Source organism: Muricauda brasiliensis (assembly GCF_003057865.1).
GTDB classification, from domain to species: domain Bacteria; phylum Bacteroidota; class Bacteroidia; order Flavobacteriales; family Flavobacteriaceae; genus Flagellimonas; species Flagellimonas chongwuensis.
Genome location: NZ_QBTW01000012.1, coordinates 58,155 through 76,308, shown reverse-complemented (window position 1 = coordinate 76,308; position 18,154 = coordinate 58,155). Strand labels below are relative to the sequence as shown.

Annotated in this window: 9 protein-coding genes; 2 read left to right on the top strand and 7 right to left on the bottom strand. The window is 41.5% G+C overall.

The genetic code is table 11. The annotated features are described in order from the left end of the window. Positions 1 to 24 precede the first annotated feature (24 nt). The 7 genes from DCK90_RS09745 to DCK90_RS09715 form a co-directional block, all read right to left on the bottom strand. Complete coding sequence (locus DCK90_RS09745) at positions 25 to 882, bottom strand: NHL repeat-containing protein (protein WP_108246017.1); 858 nt, start codon at positions 880 to 882, stop codon at positions 25 to 27. Continuing rightward, on the bottom strand, positions 875 to 1,774 hold the full coding sequence (locus tag DCK90_RS09740; protein WP_108246016.1) for a GyrI-like domain-containing protein: 900 nt from the start codon (positions 1,772 to 1,774) through the stop codon (positions 875 to 877). The genes DCK90_RS09745 and DCK90_RS09740 overlap by 8 nt, the downstream gene beginning before the upstream one ends. Before the next feature lie 22 nt (positions 1,775 to 1,796). Next, entirely contained in the window at positions 1,797 to 3,128 is a 1,332-nt protein-coding gene (locus tag DCK90_RS09735; RefSeq protein ID WP_108246015.1) for a vanadium-dependent haloperoxidase, read from the bottom strand. 12 nt (positions 3,129 to 3,140) lie between these two features. Further along, entirely contained in the window at positions 3,141 to 6,380 is a 3,240-nt protein-coding gene (locus DCK90_RS09730) for a VCBS repeat-containing protein (protein ID WP_108246014.1), read from the bottom strand. After that, entirely contained in the window at positions 6,373 to 9,720 is a 3,348-nt protein-coding gene (locus DCK90_RS09725; protein WP_108246013.1) for a VCBS repeat-containing protein, read from the bottom strand. The genes DCK90_RS09730 and DCK90_RS09725 overlap by 8 nt, the downstream gene beginning before the upstream one ends. A gap of 344 nt (positions 9,721 to 10,064) precedes the next feature. Further along, positions 10,065 to 11,642, bottom strand: a complete 1,578-nt coding sequence (locus tag DCK90_RS09720; RefSeq protein WP_108246012.1) for a RagB/SusD family nutrient uptake outer membrane protein — start codon at positions 11,640 to 11,642, stop codon at positions 10,065 to 10,067. A gap of 11 nt (positions 11,643 to 11,653) precedes the next feature. Continuing rightward, positions 11,654 to 14,776 (bottom strand): SusC/RagA family TonB-linked outer membrane protein, encoded by a 3,123-nt coding sequence (locus tag DCK90_RS09715; protein ID WP_108246011.1) that lies wholly within the window; start codon positions 14,774 to 14,776, stop codon positions 11,654 to 11,656. Between the two features lie 371 nt (positions 14,777 to 15,147). Here DCK90_RS09715 and DCK90_RS09710 point away from each other — a divergent pair, with 371 nt between their 5' ends. Both DCK90_RS09710 and DCK90_RS09705 read left to right on the top strand, forming a co-directional pair. After that, positions 15,148 to 16,167: a LacI family DNA-binding transcriptional regulator gene (locus DCK90_RS09710; protein WP_108246010.1), complete on the top strand. Its 1,020-nt coding sequence runs from the start codon at positions 15,148 to 15,150 to the stop codon at positions 16,165 to 16,167. Positions 16,168 to 16,253: 86 nt separating this feature from the next. Continuing rightward, entirely contained in the window at positions 16,254 to 18,068 is a 1,815-nt protein-coding gene (locus DCK90_RS09705) for an alpha-amylase family glycosyl hydrolase (protein ID WP_234414714.1), read from the top strand. Positions 18,069 to 18,154: the final 86 nt, after the last annotated feature.

Below are 18,154 nucleotides of genomic sequence, written 5' to 3'. Positions count from 1 at the left end.
GAATGCTATATCGATATAATTGACTTATCGAAATCGATATTGATAAAGCTTTCTGCCCCCATGTTTGTTTTCTTCATCAGCGATCAGAAGGGTTTTGTTATCGAAAAAACAAACCGATTCAATCTGTGTGTCGGTCTGTAGATCAACGACCTTAATGGAGGATTTTGTAAAATCCGGAGCGGTGAAATCCGTCAATAGAAAAACAAATCCATAGCTTAAGAGGGCAACTATTTTACCATCGGGAGAAATATCCGCACTGGTAACTGAGCAATGACTCTGGTCGCCGCATAGGAACAAGTCACCTAAAAATTCAGCTTTATACTCCCCTCCTTTGTCCGGTACTCGGTAAATCAAAGTCTTCCCTGAATAGGGCCGCGTGCGGTTTTTTGTAAATATATAGAGGTAATTGTTTAAGTGGAAAAAACCTTCTGTATCAAAATAGAGGCTGTCTTTCTCTGGTGGAAAATCGTTCTGCTGAGGGTAAGAGAACTCAATCTTATGCGCATTGGGTTCTTTTTTCTCCATTTCATCTTTGGTAACCTTATAAATGACCAAATCTTCCCGAGCATTTTTGTTGTTGCCAAAATCCCCAATATACAGGTTGCCTTTGGTATCCATGGTCAAATCTTCCCAATCTATGTTCTTGGCGTGATCAATTTTCAGTGATTCCTTAATGTCACCCTCTTTATCGACCCTATAAATTTTATCCTTGTTTCCACTATCCTCAATAACCCATATCTTGCCATCTTGGGTCACCTCCAAACCAGAAACTTCTTTGAGCTTGGAAGGAAATTTTCCAAGTTTGTCCAATTCACCTAAATAGGTTTGTTGAGCACAGGCACTTACTGCCATTACTAAAAAAATAAGGACAAGTTTATTCATTGGATTCCTTTATAGGCATAAACACCTCGGTTGTCCATTCAAGTTCATTCCCGCCAATGTGGGGGTTGTTATGAAAAACCTCAATTGGTTTTTTCTCTATGGAGATGTTGTTCTCTTTGGCGTAATCAAGCAAAGCATACCAAGCACGGTCCGAGGTGATATAGTTACCATGGTAAACCGCTTTAAGCGCATTTTTACTGAACATTCGCTTATACTCGATATCTGGGTGGTCCGGAAGTTTTTCCGATCTTACAATGGGATTACAGAAGTTATAGGAAAGCAGATTATTATCTAAATCCCAATCCAAGACTTCCACAAATGGAGGACCGTTCAGCTGTACTTCGTTCTCTGCAAGGATGCCGTCCAAGAAATTATAGTTTGCCATCATGCCCTTTGCTTTGTCTTCGGGAGAAGTATTAAGTTTGACACAGGCACAAAATGATGAAAATGTTTCTTCTTCATTTTCAATGGATACTTTAAAGCCCTTTATGTGCTCATTCAATAAAGAATTGAAATCCAACAATAGCTTTCTGGAGCCTTTTTCAAAATCTGTATCCGAAAAGGGGACTGATAAACGATTGCCAAGGGAATGGGATAAATCTTTGATGTTCACCTCGACTTCACTAAGGGAATCGTGCACCCGGGTTATCTTCCAATCATATATGTGTACCGAGTCATTAACAAGAATGGTCTGCTCAAAATGGCTTGGAGTTTTGTAATCTATAGGGATTACGGAATCAAAGCCCTTGTTCCATGCTTTTACGGTTTCGTATATGGTCCCAGGAATTGCCTTCGCCTTAAAATTGACCTGATAATCTTGGGGCTTTAAGAACAGATACCACAAAATTACTCCAACCACTAGGGCAAGGATTATAGAAATAATCTTCCTCATAACTAAGGAGCAAAAATACGGATTAGCCTTTTGTCATATCCAGTTTGTCCACGATAAATTTTCCTAGGTCCCGCCCTTGCTTAATTCCCACTTCAATTGCAGCACGATAATGAATACCTCCGTACATGCGGCTCAATGCGGCCTCGTCCGAGGCTTGGTTAAAGGACGTAAAGGAACGTACTGGTAGGCCATATGCTACTTCAGTGTCATCATCAAAGGCAAAGTCATCACCAAATATATCGGTCAATGCTATGGCTGCTGCCCCTGATACCACACTATGTCCGCTGGTATACTCTGGAAACGGCGGTGTTTGCAATACAGGTTCCCAGCTGTCATCAATGTATTCGTTGATCACGGTCTCTGGGCGAATTAGGTTACTTCTATATTTTTCGTCCCAACAGCTAATGAATCCATCTGCGATAGCAATAGAGGTTTTAGTATAGGCATATACGGTTTTTGCAAAATCCGCATTGGTTTTTCTTGCAGCAATTTTAGTGATGCCGATCCAATGGGCCCCGGGAGTAATCTTTTTAGTGGCGAACATTAAGTGTCCTCGGGTCACGGAAACATAAGGATTACAATCCCAAAACTGTGCAATTGCAATCTCGTCGGATTTATCACCTTTGCCCACCATACTTTTTCTAACCTCGTACACTTCCATTACTTCCTGATAAAACTTTGAGTCTTTTTCCATGGAAAACTCTGGTGGTGGAATGGGCTTGAACTGCTGGGCGGAATCAATAGCGAAGGGACGTATTTTCATCCAATGTGGTTCAATCCCGTTCATATAGGCCGGAGGAGTAGGTTGCCAGCGAGAAGGGTCGTTCGAATCTACGGAGAACTTGGGCATGGTGCGTGTTTCCTTATAGTTGTCCTTGTTCATCCAGTCTCCCACAAAATTGGCTACTTCCAGTCCATACTCTTTACTGGCATTAAAAACGGTTTCGTTCTTTTCCTTCCAAGTAGAATATAGGCTGTCCCTAAAGCTTTCCATTCTTTCTTCGGAAAAGATAAGCCTCTTGCTAATATTCATATGGGCGATGAGGGCGGCCATCTCGTAGTTGATATTCTCACTATTGGTGGGGTCTGGAATATTTTCCAAATCCGTTACTTGCCCCGCCAAGGATTTATAATTATCGTCTTTCTTGGCAATAATCTCATATGCCGCAATGTTGGAGTAGGCAAAAATCCTACTGGCCACAGGAGGCGAGAATATATCATGGATCATTATTTCGATTACTTTGTCCACAGAGGCATGGAATTCTTCCGGAGAAACTTCAACGGGTTCCTCTTTTTTTTGGCATGATGCCAAAACCAATAGTACTGCTACGATTAAACTTATTCTTTTCTTCATGGCCTTGAGAGATTAATCATTGATTTTATAAACTTGTGCTTTATCGTTATTGAATATAGCTAACAAATATTTTTTATTATTGAGGGTAATTGTTTTTAAGTGCCTGATGGATTTTTTGGTGAAATCCAATCCCAATTGGTTGCCCAATATAATGCTGCCATCGCTTTTGATGAGGGCTCCCGGAAACGAATCCAGTCTCCCATGATAAGGTTTCATGCCAAAATAATTACCTGCTAGCAGCACTTCGGTATTTCCATCTCCGGTAAAATCAGCTAGAGCAAAAGAAAGAATAGGGGACACCTGCAGCTCATTTTTAAATGGTACAAAAACAAAGCTACCACCGTCATTCCGTAAATAACCGGATTTCAATGTGTTTACCTGTAGTTGGGTGGACGATTTCAAGATATCCTCTCCAAAAATTTCTTCCATCGTATCACCGGCAAAGGATTTGTAGGTGGTGTATTTCTTTTTTAGATACACCAACTGTGATGCCAATCCGTCCAAAGTTTCCACGGGATAGTATTTTCCATTTTTTTCCATGGCCGTTACCGTTTCCGTTTGACCATTATCATCAAAATCATTGAAATATAACCTCATGGGATGCTCTTCCGAAGCCTTGAACCTCGAATTGGTTCCCCAATTTCCAAGAAGATAGTCCATATCTCCGTCTCCGTCTATATCAAAAGTTTCAATGGCCTGCCATAGTCCGGGAATGTTTACATGCTTCACTTCGGTAAAATTGCCATTTTCATATTTTATGAATCTGGGCGACATCCATTCGCCGACCAAAATAAGGTCGGTAGTGCCATCGCCATCAAAATCGCTCCAAATGGCATCGGTTACCATGCCTTTGGAAAACTTCTGAAAAGCCTTATTTATTTTAAACGAGCCATTTTCATTTTCCAATAGATAAGAATTGGCAAGAGCACCGAACTCTGCTGTAATGGTATGCCCGCCGATAAAAACATCCATGTCGCCATCATCATCAAAATCAAAAGGGGCAACAACTGACGAATTTTGATAGGATTCAGGTAGTTCGAGACTTTGGAAAATCGAGTCTTTTAGAACGTAATAGGCGTCCAGTAAGGGTTCTGCTTTTCCAAAAAAGTCACCTCCCCCAGAGCTTATGATCAGGTCGTTTTTTCCGTCATTGTTAAAGTCAGCTATGCCTGCCGAGATATTTTCTCGAATAGAATCTTTTTGAAGGCTTTCAATGTTTTGGTTTACAAAAATGGAATCCTGTTGTACAAATATTTGGGATGATATATATTTCGAACCTCCGATGAAAATATCTTCCCTGCCATCATTGTTTAAGTCTCCCATAGCTAATGCAGGCCCTCTGTCCGAGATTTGATACGGAATCAATTTTTCACGGTTAAAGTCCGTGTAGTTGTCCTCAACATGTGTAAAATCCAAACCTAGATTATTATCTACTGGACTGAACAGGGGTTTTTTGCTTTCGCGAAGCGAATTGTAGTCAAAAGGCTTAGTGTTTTTGGGCTCAACGGTCAGCGTTTGATTTACTGGTATATTTTGTAAAACCTGATAGGTCTTGTCCGGCCAAACTATTTTGATGGAATCTACCTTTTCGACATTTTTATATCCAAAATGAACCATGGGTTCCGAGGATGCTTGAAACCCTCTTGTAGTAAATAATTCCTTGAATTGAAGCCCTCCATTGGCATAGGAATATACTTTGGTTCCAATTCCGAACTTATTGTTTTGGGAATAGTTAAACCTAATCTTGAGATGCTTTCCTTTCTTGTTTGTTTTATTGACGTACAAAGTCACGGGCTGGTCAATGTTGTTCGTAACCAAATCCAAATCACCATCGCCATCGAGGTCGCCCATGGCGGTCGCTCCGGAAACCAAGGTGTCTTTTGTAATCCATTTATTGGACATGTCTTGGAAATGAAGGTCTTCACCACCTTTAAAGACATAATTGTGCACACTTCCCGATGGCATTAGATTCAAAGCTTGTTGGTCTACAAGTTTGGTGTTGTCTATTTTGCTCTTGATCTGGTCGTTGGAGACGAATTTGATAAAATCAAGGTCGTTGGGTCTTTTGGGTATTCCGTTGGAAATAAACACGTCCTGGCGACCGTCTAGGTCAAGGTCGCCAAAAAGGGCACTCCAACTCCAATCGGTTGCAGCAATACCGCTCATCAATGCGGTTTCCATAAAGTTGCCATCGGGCTGGTTTACAAAAAGCATGTTACGTGTAAACTGATAATGGTACCCAAAACGGTCTATCCGCATCTTTTGGGTCTGGATATTGTCATCGCCTTCCGAAGATTTTAGGGCCACTTCGTCTTCCGGTAGCATATCCAACGAAAGTAAATCGGGTCTGCCATCATTGTTGATATCAGCAACATCGTTACCCATGGAAAAGCGGGAAGTGTGTCCAAAATATTTTTTTAGACTTTCTGTAAAAGTGCCATCCCCGTTATTCAGGTAGTAATAGTCATCTTCATGAAAATCGTTGCCTACATAAATATCCGGGTATCCATCTTGATTAAAATCCGAGATAGCCAGGCCTAGACCATAACCGTTCACACCTCCGTAAATACCGGCCTCTTCGCTGACATCGGTAAATTTTCCATTATCGTTTCGGAGCAATTTGTCACCGGTTTCATATAATCTGTCGTACCGAAGGTCAAAACGCCCGAAGGAATTTTGTGTGTGTACGGCATGGTTGAGCAGGTACATGTCAAGGTCGCCGTCCAAATCATAATCAAAAAAGGCAGCGTTGGAGCTATAGGAGTCAAAATCCAGTCCATATTCGGCGGCTCTTTCCGCAAAAGTGTTGTCACCATTATTGATGTACAGTTCATTAAAACCATTGAACCCGTTGATACCGACCACGGCACACACATAAATGTCCAAGAATCCATCACCATTTACATCGGCCATGGTAACCCCGGTATTCCAATCACTGCTCCCTTCGATTCCCGCAGAACTTGATATGTCTTCAAACTTGAGGTTTCCTTTGTTGAGGTAGAGTTTGTTTTTTACCTGGTTCCCGGTAAAGAATATGTCCGGTAGCCCGTCGTTGTTGATATCGCCAATGGATACACCACCTCCATTATAAAAATACAGGTAGTCCAAAATACTCAGGTCTTTGGTGGACGTAAGGGTATTGGTGAAATCCAGCCCCGTTTTTTTTGTGTCGGGATTTTCAAAAAGGCTACCTCCTTTATTGCAGGAAATGGCCAGCATCGCCATGAACCATATGATAGGGAACCTATTCATTTAGGGCAAAAATCTTTGGTTTGTTGTTGTTTACGGCAGCAATGACGTAAATTTTACCGTTTTTATCCTTGAATTGTTTCAAATATTTTACTTCGTCCCTGATTTTAAATCCGCTGGTTTCGTAATCTTGCCAAGTGAATCCCATTTTTCCGTCTCCCAGCAATAGGTTTCCTTGGCTTGCATCCAATCGGGAAAACTGTGGTTTAAACTCGTAATTGTTCCCGGCCATGATCAAATCCAGATTTCCATCTTGGTTAACATCGGTACAGGTAATATCACAAACACATGACAATTGGACGCGCGGCGGCAAATTCTTGATAGAGAATTTCCCGTTTCCTTCGTTTATGGCAATCACGGATGCCGAAGTTTCCGCTTTTTTTACAATGGATTTGTCCATAACTTCCTTAGGAAAAAGTTGATGTATGGTGCGGTGCGCATAGTCCGAAGCTTTTAGGTTCTGTTTTTTGAGCAAGGGAAGTTGTTCGGTAAGTTCTCTTTTTTGATGGATTGGGTAGTCGCCCCCATTTTCTTGCACGGTTACAATCTGCTCAATGGTCCCGTTGTTGTCATAATCGTTGATGTACATTCGCATTGGGGCATATTCCGTGGGTTTGTAATGTAGGTTGAGACCTTGGTTGCCCAAAATAAGGTCTTGGTCGCCATCTCCGTCCAGATCTGCTGTTTCCACCGTGTTCCACCAACCATAAAGACTGTCGAGTGAACTTGTCATTTTGGTCAGTCTTCTTCCTGTATTCTTATAAACTTTAGGGGTATCCCAGTCTGCGGTTACTACCAGGTCTTTTTTGCCATCCCCATCAATATCTACCCATTTGGAGTCGGTAACCATTCCTGCGTCTTTGAGGTCATACCCCAAACGCTCGGTGACATTGTTGAAGGTGCCATCTCCATTGTTTTCCAAAAGCAGGTGGTCGGGGGAAACTCCGTAAACGCCTACCACACTTCGAGAGCCTATGAAGAGGTCAACATCTCCATCCTCATCAAAATCAAAAGCCGAAATGGTGGAAATATTTTTAAATGTTGATGGAAGTTCGTTTTCTGATTTGGAGAAGTTTCCTTTGCCATCGTTCAGATATAATCTGGCCCGATAGTTTCGCTGCATGGCGACGTCATTTCCGCCAGAGCCCACTACCAAATCCATGTCGCCATCCCCATCAGCATCAAAAAAGGCTGCAGCGACGTCTTCATATTCTTTGTCCTCTTCAAAAATCATACTTTTTTTGAGAGCAACTTTTCCGTTTCCTTGATGTATATAGATGAATCCTGATTGACCTTTCGCACCGCCAAGGTAGAAATCCTCATTACCGTCACCGTTAACATCTGCCACGGCTAAAGATGGTCCTTCTTGCGAAAGTTTATGGGAGATAAGACCTTCGTAGTCAAAATCGTTGTAATTGTCTTCTTTGTGGGTTCCGGTCGAACTATTATCCAACTCTGTTAAAAGGGATTTTTTGGTTTGTTTCTTCGGTAATTTATAGGTTTCGATTGCATTGGCATAGTCTAAGGCCAACATTTGGTTTGCTTCTACTTTTTCCAATTTTTGAGTGAGCATATCAGGCCAAACGATTCTAATAGAGTCCAATTGTGTAGTTTTCCCTAAACCAATCGTCATTTCGTATTGCATTGAAGATTGAAAGCCCCTTGAAGGAATCAACTCTTGGTTCACGATGTTTCCATCAAAATATAGTTTAGCGAGTGCTCCTACAGCAAAAGGGTTGTTTTTTGGGCCTTTGAACTTGAGTTGGATGTAGTTATTGTCCAACATCGATTCGGTATTGTTTCTATATATAAAAGCAGGGGTGTTAACATTGTTGATGACCAAGTCAAGGTCCCCGTCATTATCCAAATCTGCATAGGCGGCACCATTGGAGCGAGATGGCAATTCGAAGCCCCATTCCTTGTTGGCATTTTTGAAGGAGATGTCGCCATTATTTTTGTAAGCGTAGTTGGGCTGGGGTTTGATGGGCATTTTGCTGATAATGGAGTCTATTGACTCCTTTTTACCCGTTAAGGCCATTTTTTGGACAATCTCGTTGGCAAAGAAGTCGACAAAATCCAAATCGGTCAAATCGTGGTTGATGCCGTTTGTTATAAATATGTCCTTTAGGCCGTCGTTGTCCATGTCGAACATAAGTCCTGCCCAGCTCCAATCCGTGGCATCAATGCCGCTATAATAGGCCACTTCGGAAAAAGTGCCATTTCCATTGTTGAGCTGCAAGGTGTTTTGAATGTATTGCTGGCTAAAGTCTTTGCTCTGTTTTAGGTTAAAAACGTTGTAGCCTTCAAATTCCATTACGGATTTTACCCGGGATTCTTCTTCTGGAAGCATGTCCGTTATGAAAATATCGTTGTGACCATCGTTATTGATGTCGGCAATATCGATTCCCATCGCGGAAAGGCTCATGTGCGATGTCCATTCCTTGATTTCTTCTTTAAAAGTGCCGTCCTTTTGATTGATGTACAGGTAATCTCGTTCATAAAAATCGTTGGACACGTAGATGTCTGGGTACAGGTCCCCATTGAAATCAGTGACCAAAACTCCTAAGCCAAACCCTATTAAACTCCCATAAATTCCAGCTTCTTCGCTTACATCCACAAATTTGCCGTCATCATTCCTTAACAACATGTCTCCAACCCCTTTAAAAATGTCAGGAACGCCTTCCCAGTCCTGCGCACGAACTTCACGCTGTTCTGCATATCCAAGACTACTTACAGGAATATTGCTATTGTTAAGAATGTACGCATCCAAATCTCCATCTTTATCATAATCGAAGAATGAGGCATGGGTGGTAAATCCTGTTTTGGCGAGATTGTATTCCTCAGCTTTTTCTGTAAAGGTTAGGTCACCGTTGTTAATATATAGGTCATTGTCATGATTATTGCCTTCCATGTTTCCTGCATTGCATACATAAATATCCAAAAGACCATCGTTGTTAATGTCCACCATTACTACACCAGTGGACCAAGGTTTGTTTCCTAATACTCCAGCCATTTCAGATATGTCCTCAAACTGCATGTTCCCTTTATTTAGGTAAAGCTTATTGGGCTCCATGTTACCGGTTAGGTAAATATCCTGTAGTCCATCGTTGTTAATATCACCAATGGCAACACCCCCGCCATTATAAAAGTTACGGTACTTAAAGATGTTGAAATTCTTCTGGTTTTCTACCTTGTTTATAAAGTTGACACCTGTTTCCTCTGGTTGCAACAGAGTGAACAGGGTTTCTTTTTTTTCCTCCTCAGAATCGGGTGTTTCTTTATTGTTACAGGAAATAATAAGGCCTAATAAAAGAAGGCTAACTGTGCTATATCTCAGTTTCATTTATTGTTCTTTTTTTACCAAAAAATGGGGGATATCACCATTCATTATCTTACAAGTTCTTCTTCCCCTGTGATGTTTATTTTTCAATTTTTCTGGCGACCACACAGATTTTTTTCAGTTTTTGATGTTAGCTTGTTTCTTCATGTTCATTAATATGTGCTAAATAACTAAATAATCTGTGCGAAGCAACCAATCTACCAAGTTGGGTGTTTATCTCAAAATTATTGATGGCCATTAATATTTCATTAATCCTTTATTTGCTATTTTTTATTGTTTGAGTCAAAAAGCAATGCCGCCCTTTGAGATAAGGACGGCATTTATATTAAAACAGCTTAAACTTTATGTTAGTAACCTGGGTTCTGAACTAGATTAGGGTTGGATAAGAGTGCCGTTGCCGGTATTGGGAATAGATTTACATTATCATCCCCACTAACTTCCTTAAGGCCCCATGGTGCAGAAAACTGGCCAAATCTTACCAAGTCGTTTCTTCTCCAGAATTCGATGAACAATTCACGAGCTCTTTCGTCAAGAAGGGTTTGTTCATCGACACTAGCTAGATCAGGTGTATCTTCTCTTAAACTTCTAAGCTCATTTACCATTGTGGTTGGATTTCCGCCCATACGCATCATTGCTTCTGCTTTCATCAAATGTGCGTCTGCATATCTGAATATAATTTGGTGCTGTCTGTATGAGTTTACTCCGTCCTCTTCATCTGTAGGGTCGTAAGGGTGGTACTTGATAACACGAACTCCTTCTGCTTCACCATTACCAACTAGGGAAGGGAATTCTTTTTGGAAAACCAATGGTTGGTTCTGTCTGTTGGTCAACGGGGTCCCATCTTCATTGTATTGAAGGTCAATTAAAAAACCATAACCAATTCCCAAATTTTGCTCATTGGCTGTAGCGGCATCAGGAACAAATCCTCTTCTTTCTTCTTGGCCATCGCCCACGTAGTTGGTGTTTGGATCACCCTCGAACAAGTCGTAGAATTCGGCTAAAGTTGAGAAACCGTTCCAACCTCCACCAGTATTGTCTGGTGAGTTTTGATTATAGTGCAGACTGTTCCAAATTCTGGCACCAAGGTCACTTCTCAAAAATAGGATAGTTTCAGTATCGTCGGTCGGCTCAAAAATCTGGAAATAACCTTCCTGAATATCGAAGCCGCTAGCATTGATCTCGTCAACTAAGTCAATTACGTTTTGCATATCGGCATTGTCTGGTGTTCCTGTTCCTTTGTAGACATGCCCATTCAAGTAGAGTTTAGCCAATAGGAACTTAGCCGCTTCTTGAGAGGCTGTTCCAACATTGGCTACTCCTGGACCAACAGATGGCAAAGCAGCTATAGCCTCGGTCAAATCTGTTTCGATAAAGCTATAGGCCTCAGGTCTAGTTAGTACCGTAGGGTTTATTTCTGGACCTTCATCTACTCCTCTGAAAGGAACAGATCCGAAAAGGTCCATTACAAAGAACATGTTAAATGCCCTTAAGAACTTTGCTTGGGCCACAGTACTGGTTTCAGCACTTGTTGTCTCGATGATTTCAGAAGCTCTAAAGATATTCTGGTTCAGGTTGTTCCATGCTCCTTTAACAAAGGCATGGTCAGGAGTCCAGGTATGGGTGTGCAACTGCCTCCAAACACCATTGTCTCCCCAGTCTGTTCCTCTTGTTGGAACCAACAGCTCATCAGAGGTTACTTCAGACAACGAGTACATGTTCTCTTGAGTAGCAAAATCGCCACCAACCTTGTTGTACAGATCATTTAACGCACTGGAAGGGTTGGTTACCCCTGTAAACCCAGTGTCGCCTGTTCCTTCACTTATCAAAGAGTCTGTTTCCTCTATTTCCAAATCGGTACAAGAGTAGGTAAGACCTAGTATTAAGAGTGAAGCAAAAACAAATTTTTTATATGTTTCTAGTTTCATGCTTATTTTTTTTAAAAAGTTACACTAAAGCCAAAGGTGTATGTTCTTGGCCTTGGGAATGATGAGTAATCGATACCGGCAATTGGAAGTCCGTTCAAAAGGTCTCCGGACGCTGGGGTAACACTTACTTCAGGATCCAAACCACTGTAATCGGTGATTACAAATAGGTTCTGGCCTGTGATGCTCAACCTCATTGTTTTGAATAGTCCATCACCTGAAAGAGGAACGTTGTATCCTATGGAAGCTGTTTGCAATCTAACAAAGTCACCCTTCTCCAAGAATCTAGTTGATACTGATGCTTCTGCAAAACGGCTCTCCTCTCCTGCCAAGGCCACTACATCTTTTATAACGTTGTTACCACTTCCAATTGCACCTGCTGTGAAGAAGGCGTTAGCTGTGTTGTTATAAATGTAATTCCCAAATTGTCCAGTGAAATATAGGGAAGCATCCCAGTTTTTATAGTTTGCTGAGGTTGAGAAACCTCCTGTGAAATCGGGCAGCGCACTTTTACCAACAAATTTTTGGTTATCCGTACCGCCTTCGTGAACTGGGTTTCCGTTTTCATCAAATCCAGTAAACTCTCTCAAATAGAACGAGTAAAGTGGCTGTCCAGATTGTAAACGTTGTGCGAAAGCATTGGTGAGACCGGCACCTCTAATTGTTCCCGCTGGAATGGCTCCTTCAAAATCTTGAATTTCGTTTTTGTTATACGCCATGTTGAAACCAGCTGTCCAGAAGAAGTCCTCACCTTGTAAAATATCATAGTTAAGGGAGAATTCTATACCCTGGTTCAAGACCATTGCGTCCAAGTTCTGGAAAAAGAAGGGTTGAGGGGATGGTTGTGCAGCTTCAACGCTAAGCAATAGATCCCTAGTTTCTTTACGATACACATCCACGCTACCGTTTAAGCGGTCATTGCCGAAACCAAAGTCAATACCAACACCGTATTGGGTTGTTTCCTCCCACTTAAGGTCGGGATTGGCAAAATCCACTGTACTGGTACCAGGTACGTTTACAGCGCCACCGTCACCTACACTTCCTCCTGAATATCTTTCTCTTCTTACGAATCTACCGTAGCCAATACCATCTTGGTTACCTGTGATACCATAGCTCAATCTTAATTTAAGGGTAGATACTGCATCTCCTATGAAATCTTCTTCATTGATTTTCCAAGCAAAGGCTGCAGATGGAAAAATACCATATTTATTGTTTTCACCAAAACGCGAAGAACCATCAGCTCTCACGGTGGCGGTAAACAAATATTTGTTGGCCAAGGTGTAGTTTACCCTTCCGAAGAAAGATTGAAGTTCGTCCGTATTGTCGAATGTGTCAGCAAACAGTGCTCTAACTGCCACACCACTGGTTTCTCCTAAAAACTCTGTTTCTGGATTGGGAAACAAACGGTTAACAAAAAGACCATTGGGATTGTTGGGTACATCGAAAGAGTAACCATACTGCTGATAATTTCCTGAAATCATTGATTCAAGTGTAGAAGCAGAACTGGAAAGGTCTCTTGGCATTTGATTAAGGTCAGGAGTGCTGTACCCCCACCCTTCTATATTTCTTCCTCTTCTATTGAAATCTTGATAAGAGAAACCGACCAAAGCGTCCAAGTTTGAATTGTCAAATTCCTTGGTGTAGTTCAAAGTGGCTTCCAATAATCGGTTTTCATTGATCAAGTCGTTCAAAGCACCTCTACCGTTGTTACCGGCACCACGTGCAACGTTGAACGATTCTGATGTTAATGAAGCTTCTCTTTTTGAATCTGATTTATCGTAACCTACAGTAACCTTTCCTGTCAATTCATCGGTTATGTCATATTCAGCAGAAAGGTTTACCAATACACGGTCAGTGTATGTCATACTCTGCCAGTTGTTCAATAGGTTCAATGGGTTGATCCTATCCCCAGGGTTGAATCGTGGACTGGCGGGCCAAGTTGGGTTTGCTGCATATGCGGCACCCAACAAGTCACCGGTAGAACCAGCACTACCACTCAATGGTGGGGCCTCATCGTTTACCCTTGACAGTGTGCCTTGTAAATTGATGCGTAACTTGTCATCCAAAAATCTTTGGGAAGCGTTCAACCTTCCAGTAATTCTTTCTTGCGATGATTTTTCAATGACACCAAATTGTTTTCCGTAATTGAAAGTAGCTCTAACATTCCCAGAACCGTAGTTCCTTGAATAAGCTAAGTTGTTATTTGTTGAAGCAGTAGACCTTGTTACCAAATTCTGCCAATCTGTATCTGCTCCGGCATTGATTGCTGAGCCTCCAAAAGTATCAACGGCATCAAGGAATTCGGAAGCGTTAAGAAGGTCGTAACTTTCTGCTGGTGTAGAGTAGCTCAAATCGGAAGAATACTCCCAAGTTCCGCCTCTGGCTCCGGTTTTTCCACTTTTAGTCGTAATTATTACCACTCCATTTGCACCTCTAGAACCATAAATCGCTGTTGCAGAAGCATCTTTAAGGATGCTCATGCTTTCAATATCGTTAGGGTTAAGGAAGCTAAGTGGGTTTCTTGCAGAGCTTGAACCAACACCAATGTTTGTTCCTTCGGAGGAAGTATCCCCAGAAGGCAACGGAACTCCGTCAACTACAAATAAAGGATTGTTGTTGGATCTTACAGAAGAAGTACCCCTAATTCTAATAGCAACACCAGAACCAGGTTCACCACTACCTTGTGCAATCTGCACACCAGCTGTTTTACCTTGGATTAATTGTTCTGGGGAAGAAATAACACCTTTGTTGAAATCTTCCGAAGTAACTGCCGAAACGGCACCCGTTGCATCTTTTACAGTTGTTTGACCGTAACCAATAATAACAACTTCGTCCAATGCTTGAGCGTCTTCCGCCAAGGTAACATCAATGGTTGATTGCCCATTGACTGCAATTTCTTGGGTTTTGTAACCAATGTAGCTAAATACCAAAGTTGCGGCATCCTCTACATTGTTTAGGGTATAATTACCGTCAAAATCGGTCTGCGTACCGTTGGTAGTGCCTTTTACCAATACGCTTGCCCCTGGCAAAGGTCCGTTCGCATCCGAAACGGTACCTGATACTGTTTGGGCTTTTACCAACCCAAAGCACAGGAATGCTCCGAGCATTAAAAAGCTCCTTAGTAGCGTAATCTTCATAAATAATTAATTTTAAGTTTAGTTAATTTTAATTCAAGTGTTAAACATATATAAAAAAAAGGTTAATCGAAATTTAAGTATATTGCAATATTCAACGAAACCGTTTTCGTGTTGACAACTTTATGAGGTGTGGATTTCACAATTTTAAATCTGCAAGTTTGTTTAATTCCCAATTAAGTATAGGGGAATTGCGAAATCAGCAATAATCCCTCTAATATAGCAATTTTATTTTTTGAACAATATTTTTTTATTGGAGACAACTGAGACAATGGATGTTCATGTTTTGTTAAAAAAGTAAAACACGTAGACTACATTGTTTGATTATTGAGTAATTTTCAAGACCGAATTAGACTACTACAAAATAAATATAATTGAAAGCCAAGATTACATTAAAGGATATAGCAAGAGAACTTGAGGTGTCCATTTCTACCGTCTCCAAAGCACTAAAGAACAGCGAGGAAATCAGCAGGGATACCAAAGAGAAAGTGCAGGCCTTTGCTAAGCTTTATAATTACAAGCCAAATAATATAGCAATCAGCTTAAAAAACAAGAGAACCAAGAATATCGGGGTTGTAATTCCGGATATCGTCCATCATTTTTTTACCACCGTTATCCGTGGTATTGAGAAGTATGCAAATGCGCGCGGTTATAATGTTATCGTTTGTCTTTCTGAGGAGTCTTTTGACAAGGAGGTCATCAATATGGAAATGTTGGCCAATGGTAGTATCGACGGTTTCATCATGTCGCTTTCTTCCCAAACACAGGAGAAAGGGGACTACAACCATTTAAAGGAAGTTACCGACCAAGGTATTCCCGTTGTACTTTTCGATAGGATCACACACGAGATAGATTGCGATAAAGTGATTATTGATGATGAGCTTGGTGCTTACCAGGCAACAAAAAAATTTATAGACCAAGGTAAGAGAAAAATAGCACTGATTACCACGGATGACTACCTAAGTGTAAGCAAGGCCCGGACCAAGGGATATTGGAAAGCATTGCAGGAAAGTGAAATGGGAGCCGATGAATCCATGATCTTAAAAATGCCCTCTATGGAAATGGACGAGGCAGCCATCAAAACCTTTCTGGATAAGAAGGAGCCCGATGCCGTTTTATGTGTAAATGAAATCTTTGCCGTCTGCGGCATGCGATTTGTCCAGAAAAAAGGTCTAAGAATACCAGAGGATATTGCATTTATCGGATTTACTGATGGAGTTTTATCCAAATATGCCAATCCAAGCCTAACCGTTGTGGCACAGCATGGTGAAAAAATGGGTGAGGAGTCGGCAAGGATGTTGATAGATAAGGTTGAGAGTGAGGCAGAAGAAGAGACCTATCAAACCAAAATTCTAGAGCCTACTTTGGTAATAAGGGATTCCATCGCCCACTGACTTCAACCGAATGGTCAAATGTCTTAAGCATGAGAACCATATTCGTCCATATTTTATTACTAGCATTTCTGACGTTATCTTCGTGCATGGATAAACCAGACCAAAAGACCGCCCCGTTGCCCATGAAAAAGAAAGCAGTAGTCTATCAGGTATTTACCCGACTTTTTGGAAATACCCAAACGACCAACAAGCCCTGGGGCACTATCGAAGAAAATGGAGTGGGCAAGTTTGCCGACTTTACCCCAAAAGCCTTGTTAGAGATCAAGGAGTTGGGAGTGACCCACATTTGGTATACAGGGGTGCCTCATCATGCCGTTATCCAAGACTATTCGGATTATGGAATCTCAAACGACGATCCTGATGTAATAAAAGGAAGAGCAGGCTCTCCCTACGCGGTAAAGGATTACTATAATGTAAACCCCGATTTGGCCGTGGATCCTGCCAACCGTTTGGAGGAGTTCAAGGAGTTGATTCAAAGAAGCCACACCGCAGGTTTAAAAGTCATAATCGATATTGTTCCCAATCACGTGGCCCGAGGTTATGAGGGGCTTACAAATCCAGAGGGCATAGAAGATTTTGGGGCCGCCGACGATACTTCCAAGGAATACGACATCAACAACAATTTTTACTATATCCCAGGCCAAGCCTTTAAAGTACCCGAGTGGCAAGATGGATATTTGCCATTGGGAGGTAACGAGAATACGTTGGCAGATTCCAAGTTTGAAGAAAACCCGGCAAAATGGACAGGAAACGGCTCCCGATTGGCGCAGCCTCATTTTAATGATTGGTACGAAACCGTAAAGATCAATTATGGTGTACGCCCCGATGGGACCAAGGATTTTGAGGAATTACCCGAAGAATATCGTCAAAAGGATTATAGTGAGCACTACAAATTTTGGAAGGATAAAAAATTGCCCGATTCGTGGCACAAATTCAAGGATATTACCCAATATTGGTTAAATTTTGGTGTGGACGGCTTCCGTTTTGATATGGCCGAAATGGTACCCGTAGAGTTTTGGAGCTATCTTAACTCCAATATCAAAATGACAAAACCAGATGCATTCCTGTTGGCCGAAGTATATAATCCAGGATTGTACCGCGATTACATTCAGAAGGGGAAAATGGACTACCTATATGATAAGGTAGAACTCTATGATAGTATAAAACATATTATGAAGGGGTATGGTTGGACCGACCATATCCCCGTAGTGCAAAGAGGAATGGCCGATATAGAGCACCATATGCTCCACTTTCTGGAAAACCATGACGAACAGCGTATTGCCAGTCCCGATTTTGTTGGCAATGCAGAATTGGGAAAACCCGCAATGGTGGTTTCCGCAACCATCAGCACGTCCCCAACGATGATATACTTTGGTCAGGAAGTTGGTGAGCCGGCCGCAGAAGATGCTGGGTTCGGAAAGCCTACAAGAACATCCATTTTTGATTACATCGGGGTGCCGCACCACCAAAGGTGGCTCAACAACAAAAAATATGATGGAGGCCAATTATCAGATGAAGAGAAACTTCTCAGGGATTTTTACAAGCGCCTCCTAAATTTCACTATCAACAGTGAAGCGTTGATGGGCCAATACCAAGAAATTCATTTTTATAATAAAGACAATACAGAGGGATACGACCATAGGGTTTTGTCTTATGTGAGATGGACAAACAACGAGAAAATCATTGTGCTTACCAATTTTGATGAATACAAAAGCTATTCCCTCGAACTCAAAATACCGGAAGATGTAGTGGCCGAATGGCAATTAAAAGATGGAAAATATCCGCTAAAAGAGGAGCTCTACGGAACGCTCAATACGGATATGACCGTTGCTGATGGACAAGGAAAAATACAACTGGAGTTGGCACCGCTTCAATCTTATATTTTTAAGGTTGATGAATGATTCATTTTTTTCATTTTCAAATTGTATTTTTAATTTCTAAAAACCAAACCAACATGAATAAGACGTTGCTAGTAGCTCTAGGAGCT

Coding starts and splice junctions, on each gene's coding strand:
- DCK90_RS09745 (WP_108246017.1), bottom strand. CDS start 882: ATGAATAAACTTGTCCTTATTTTTTTAGTAATGGCAGTAAGTGCCTGT.
- DCK90_RS09705 (WP_234414714.1), top strand. CDS start 16,254: ATGGATAAACCAGACCAAAAGACCGCCCCGTTGCCCATGAAAAAGAAA.
- DCK90_RS09720 (WP_108246012.1), bottom strand. CDS start 11,642: ATGAAACTAGAAACATATAAAAAATTTGTTTTTGCTTCACTCTTAATA.
- DCK90_RS09735 (WP_108246015.1), bottom strand. CDS start 3,128: ATGAAGAAAAGAATAAGTTTAATCGTAGCAGTACTATTGGTTTTGGCA.
- DCK90_RS09715 (WP_108246011.1), bottom strand. CDS start 14,776: ATGAAGATTACGCTACTAAGGAGCTTTTTAATGCTCGGAGCATTCCTG.
- DCK90_RS09725 (WP_108246013.1), bottom strand. CDS start 9,720: ATGAAACTGAGATATAGCACAGTTAGCCTTCTTTTATTAGGCCTTATT.
- DCK90_RS09730 (WP_108246014.1), bottom strand. CDS start 6,380: ATGAATAGGTTCCCTATCATATGGTTCATGGCGATGCTGGCCATTTCC.
- DCK90_RS09740 (WP_108246016.1), bottom strand. CDS start 1,774: ATGAGGAAGATTATTTCTATAATCCTTGCCCTAGTGGTTGGAGTAATT.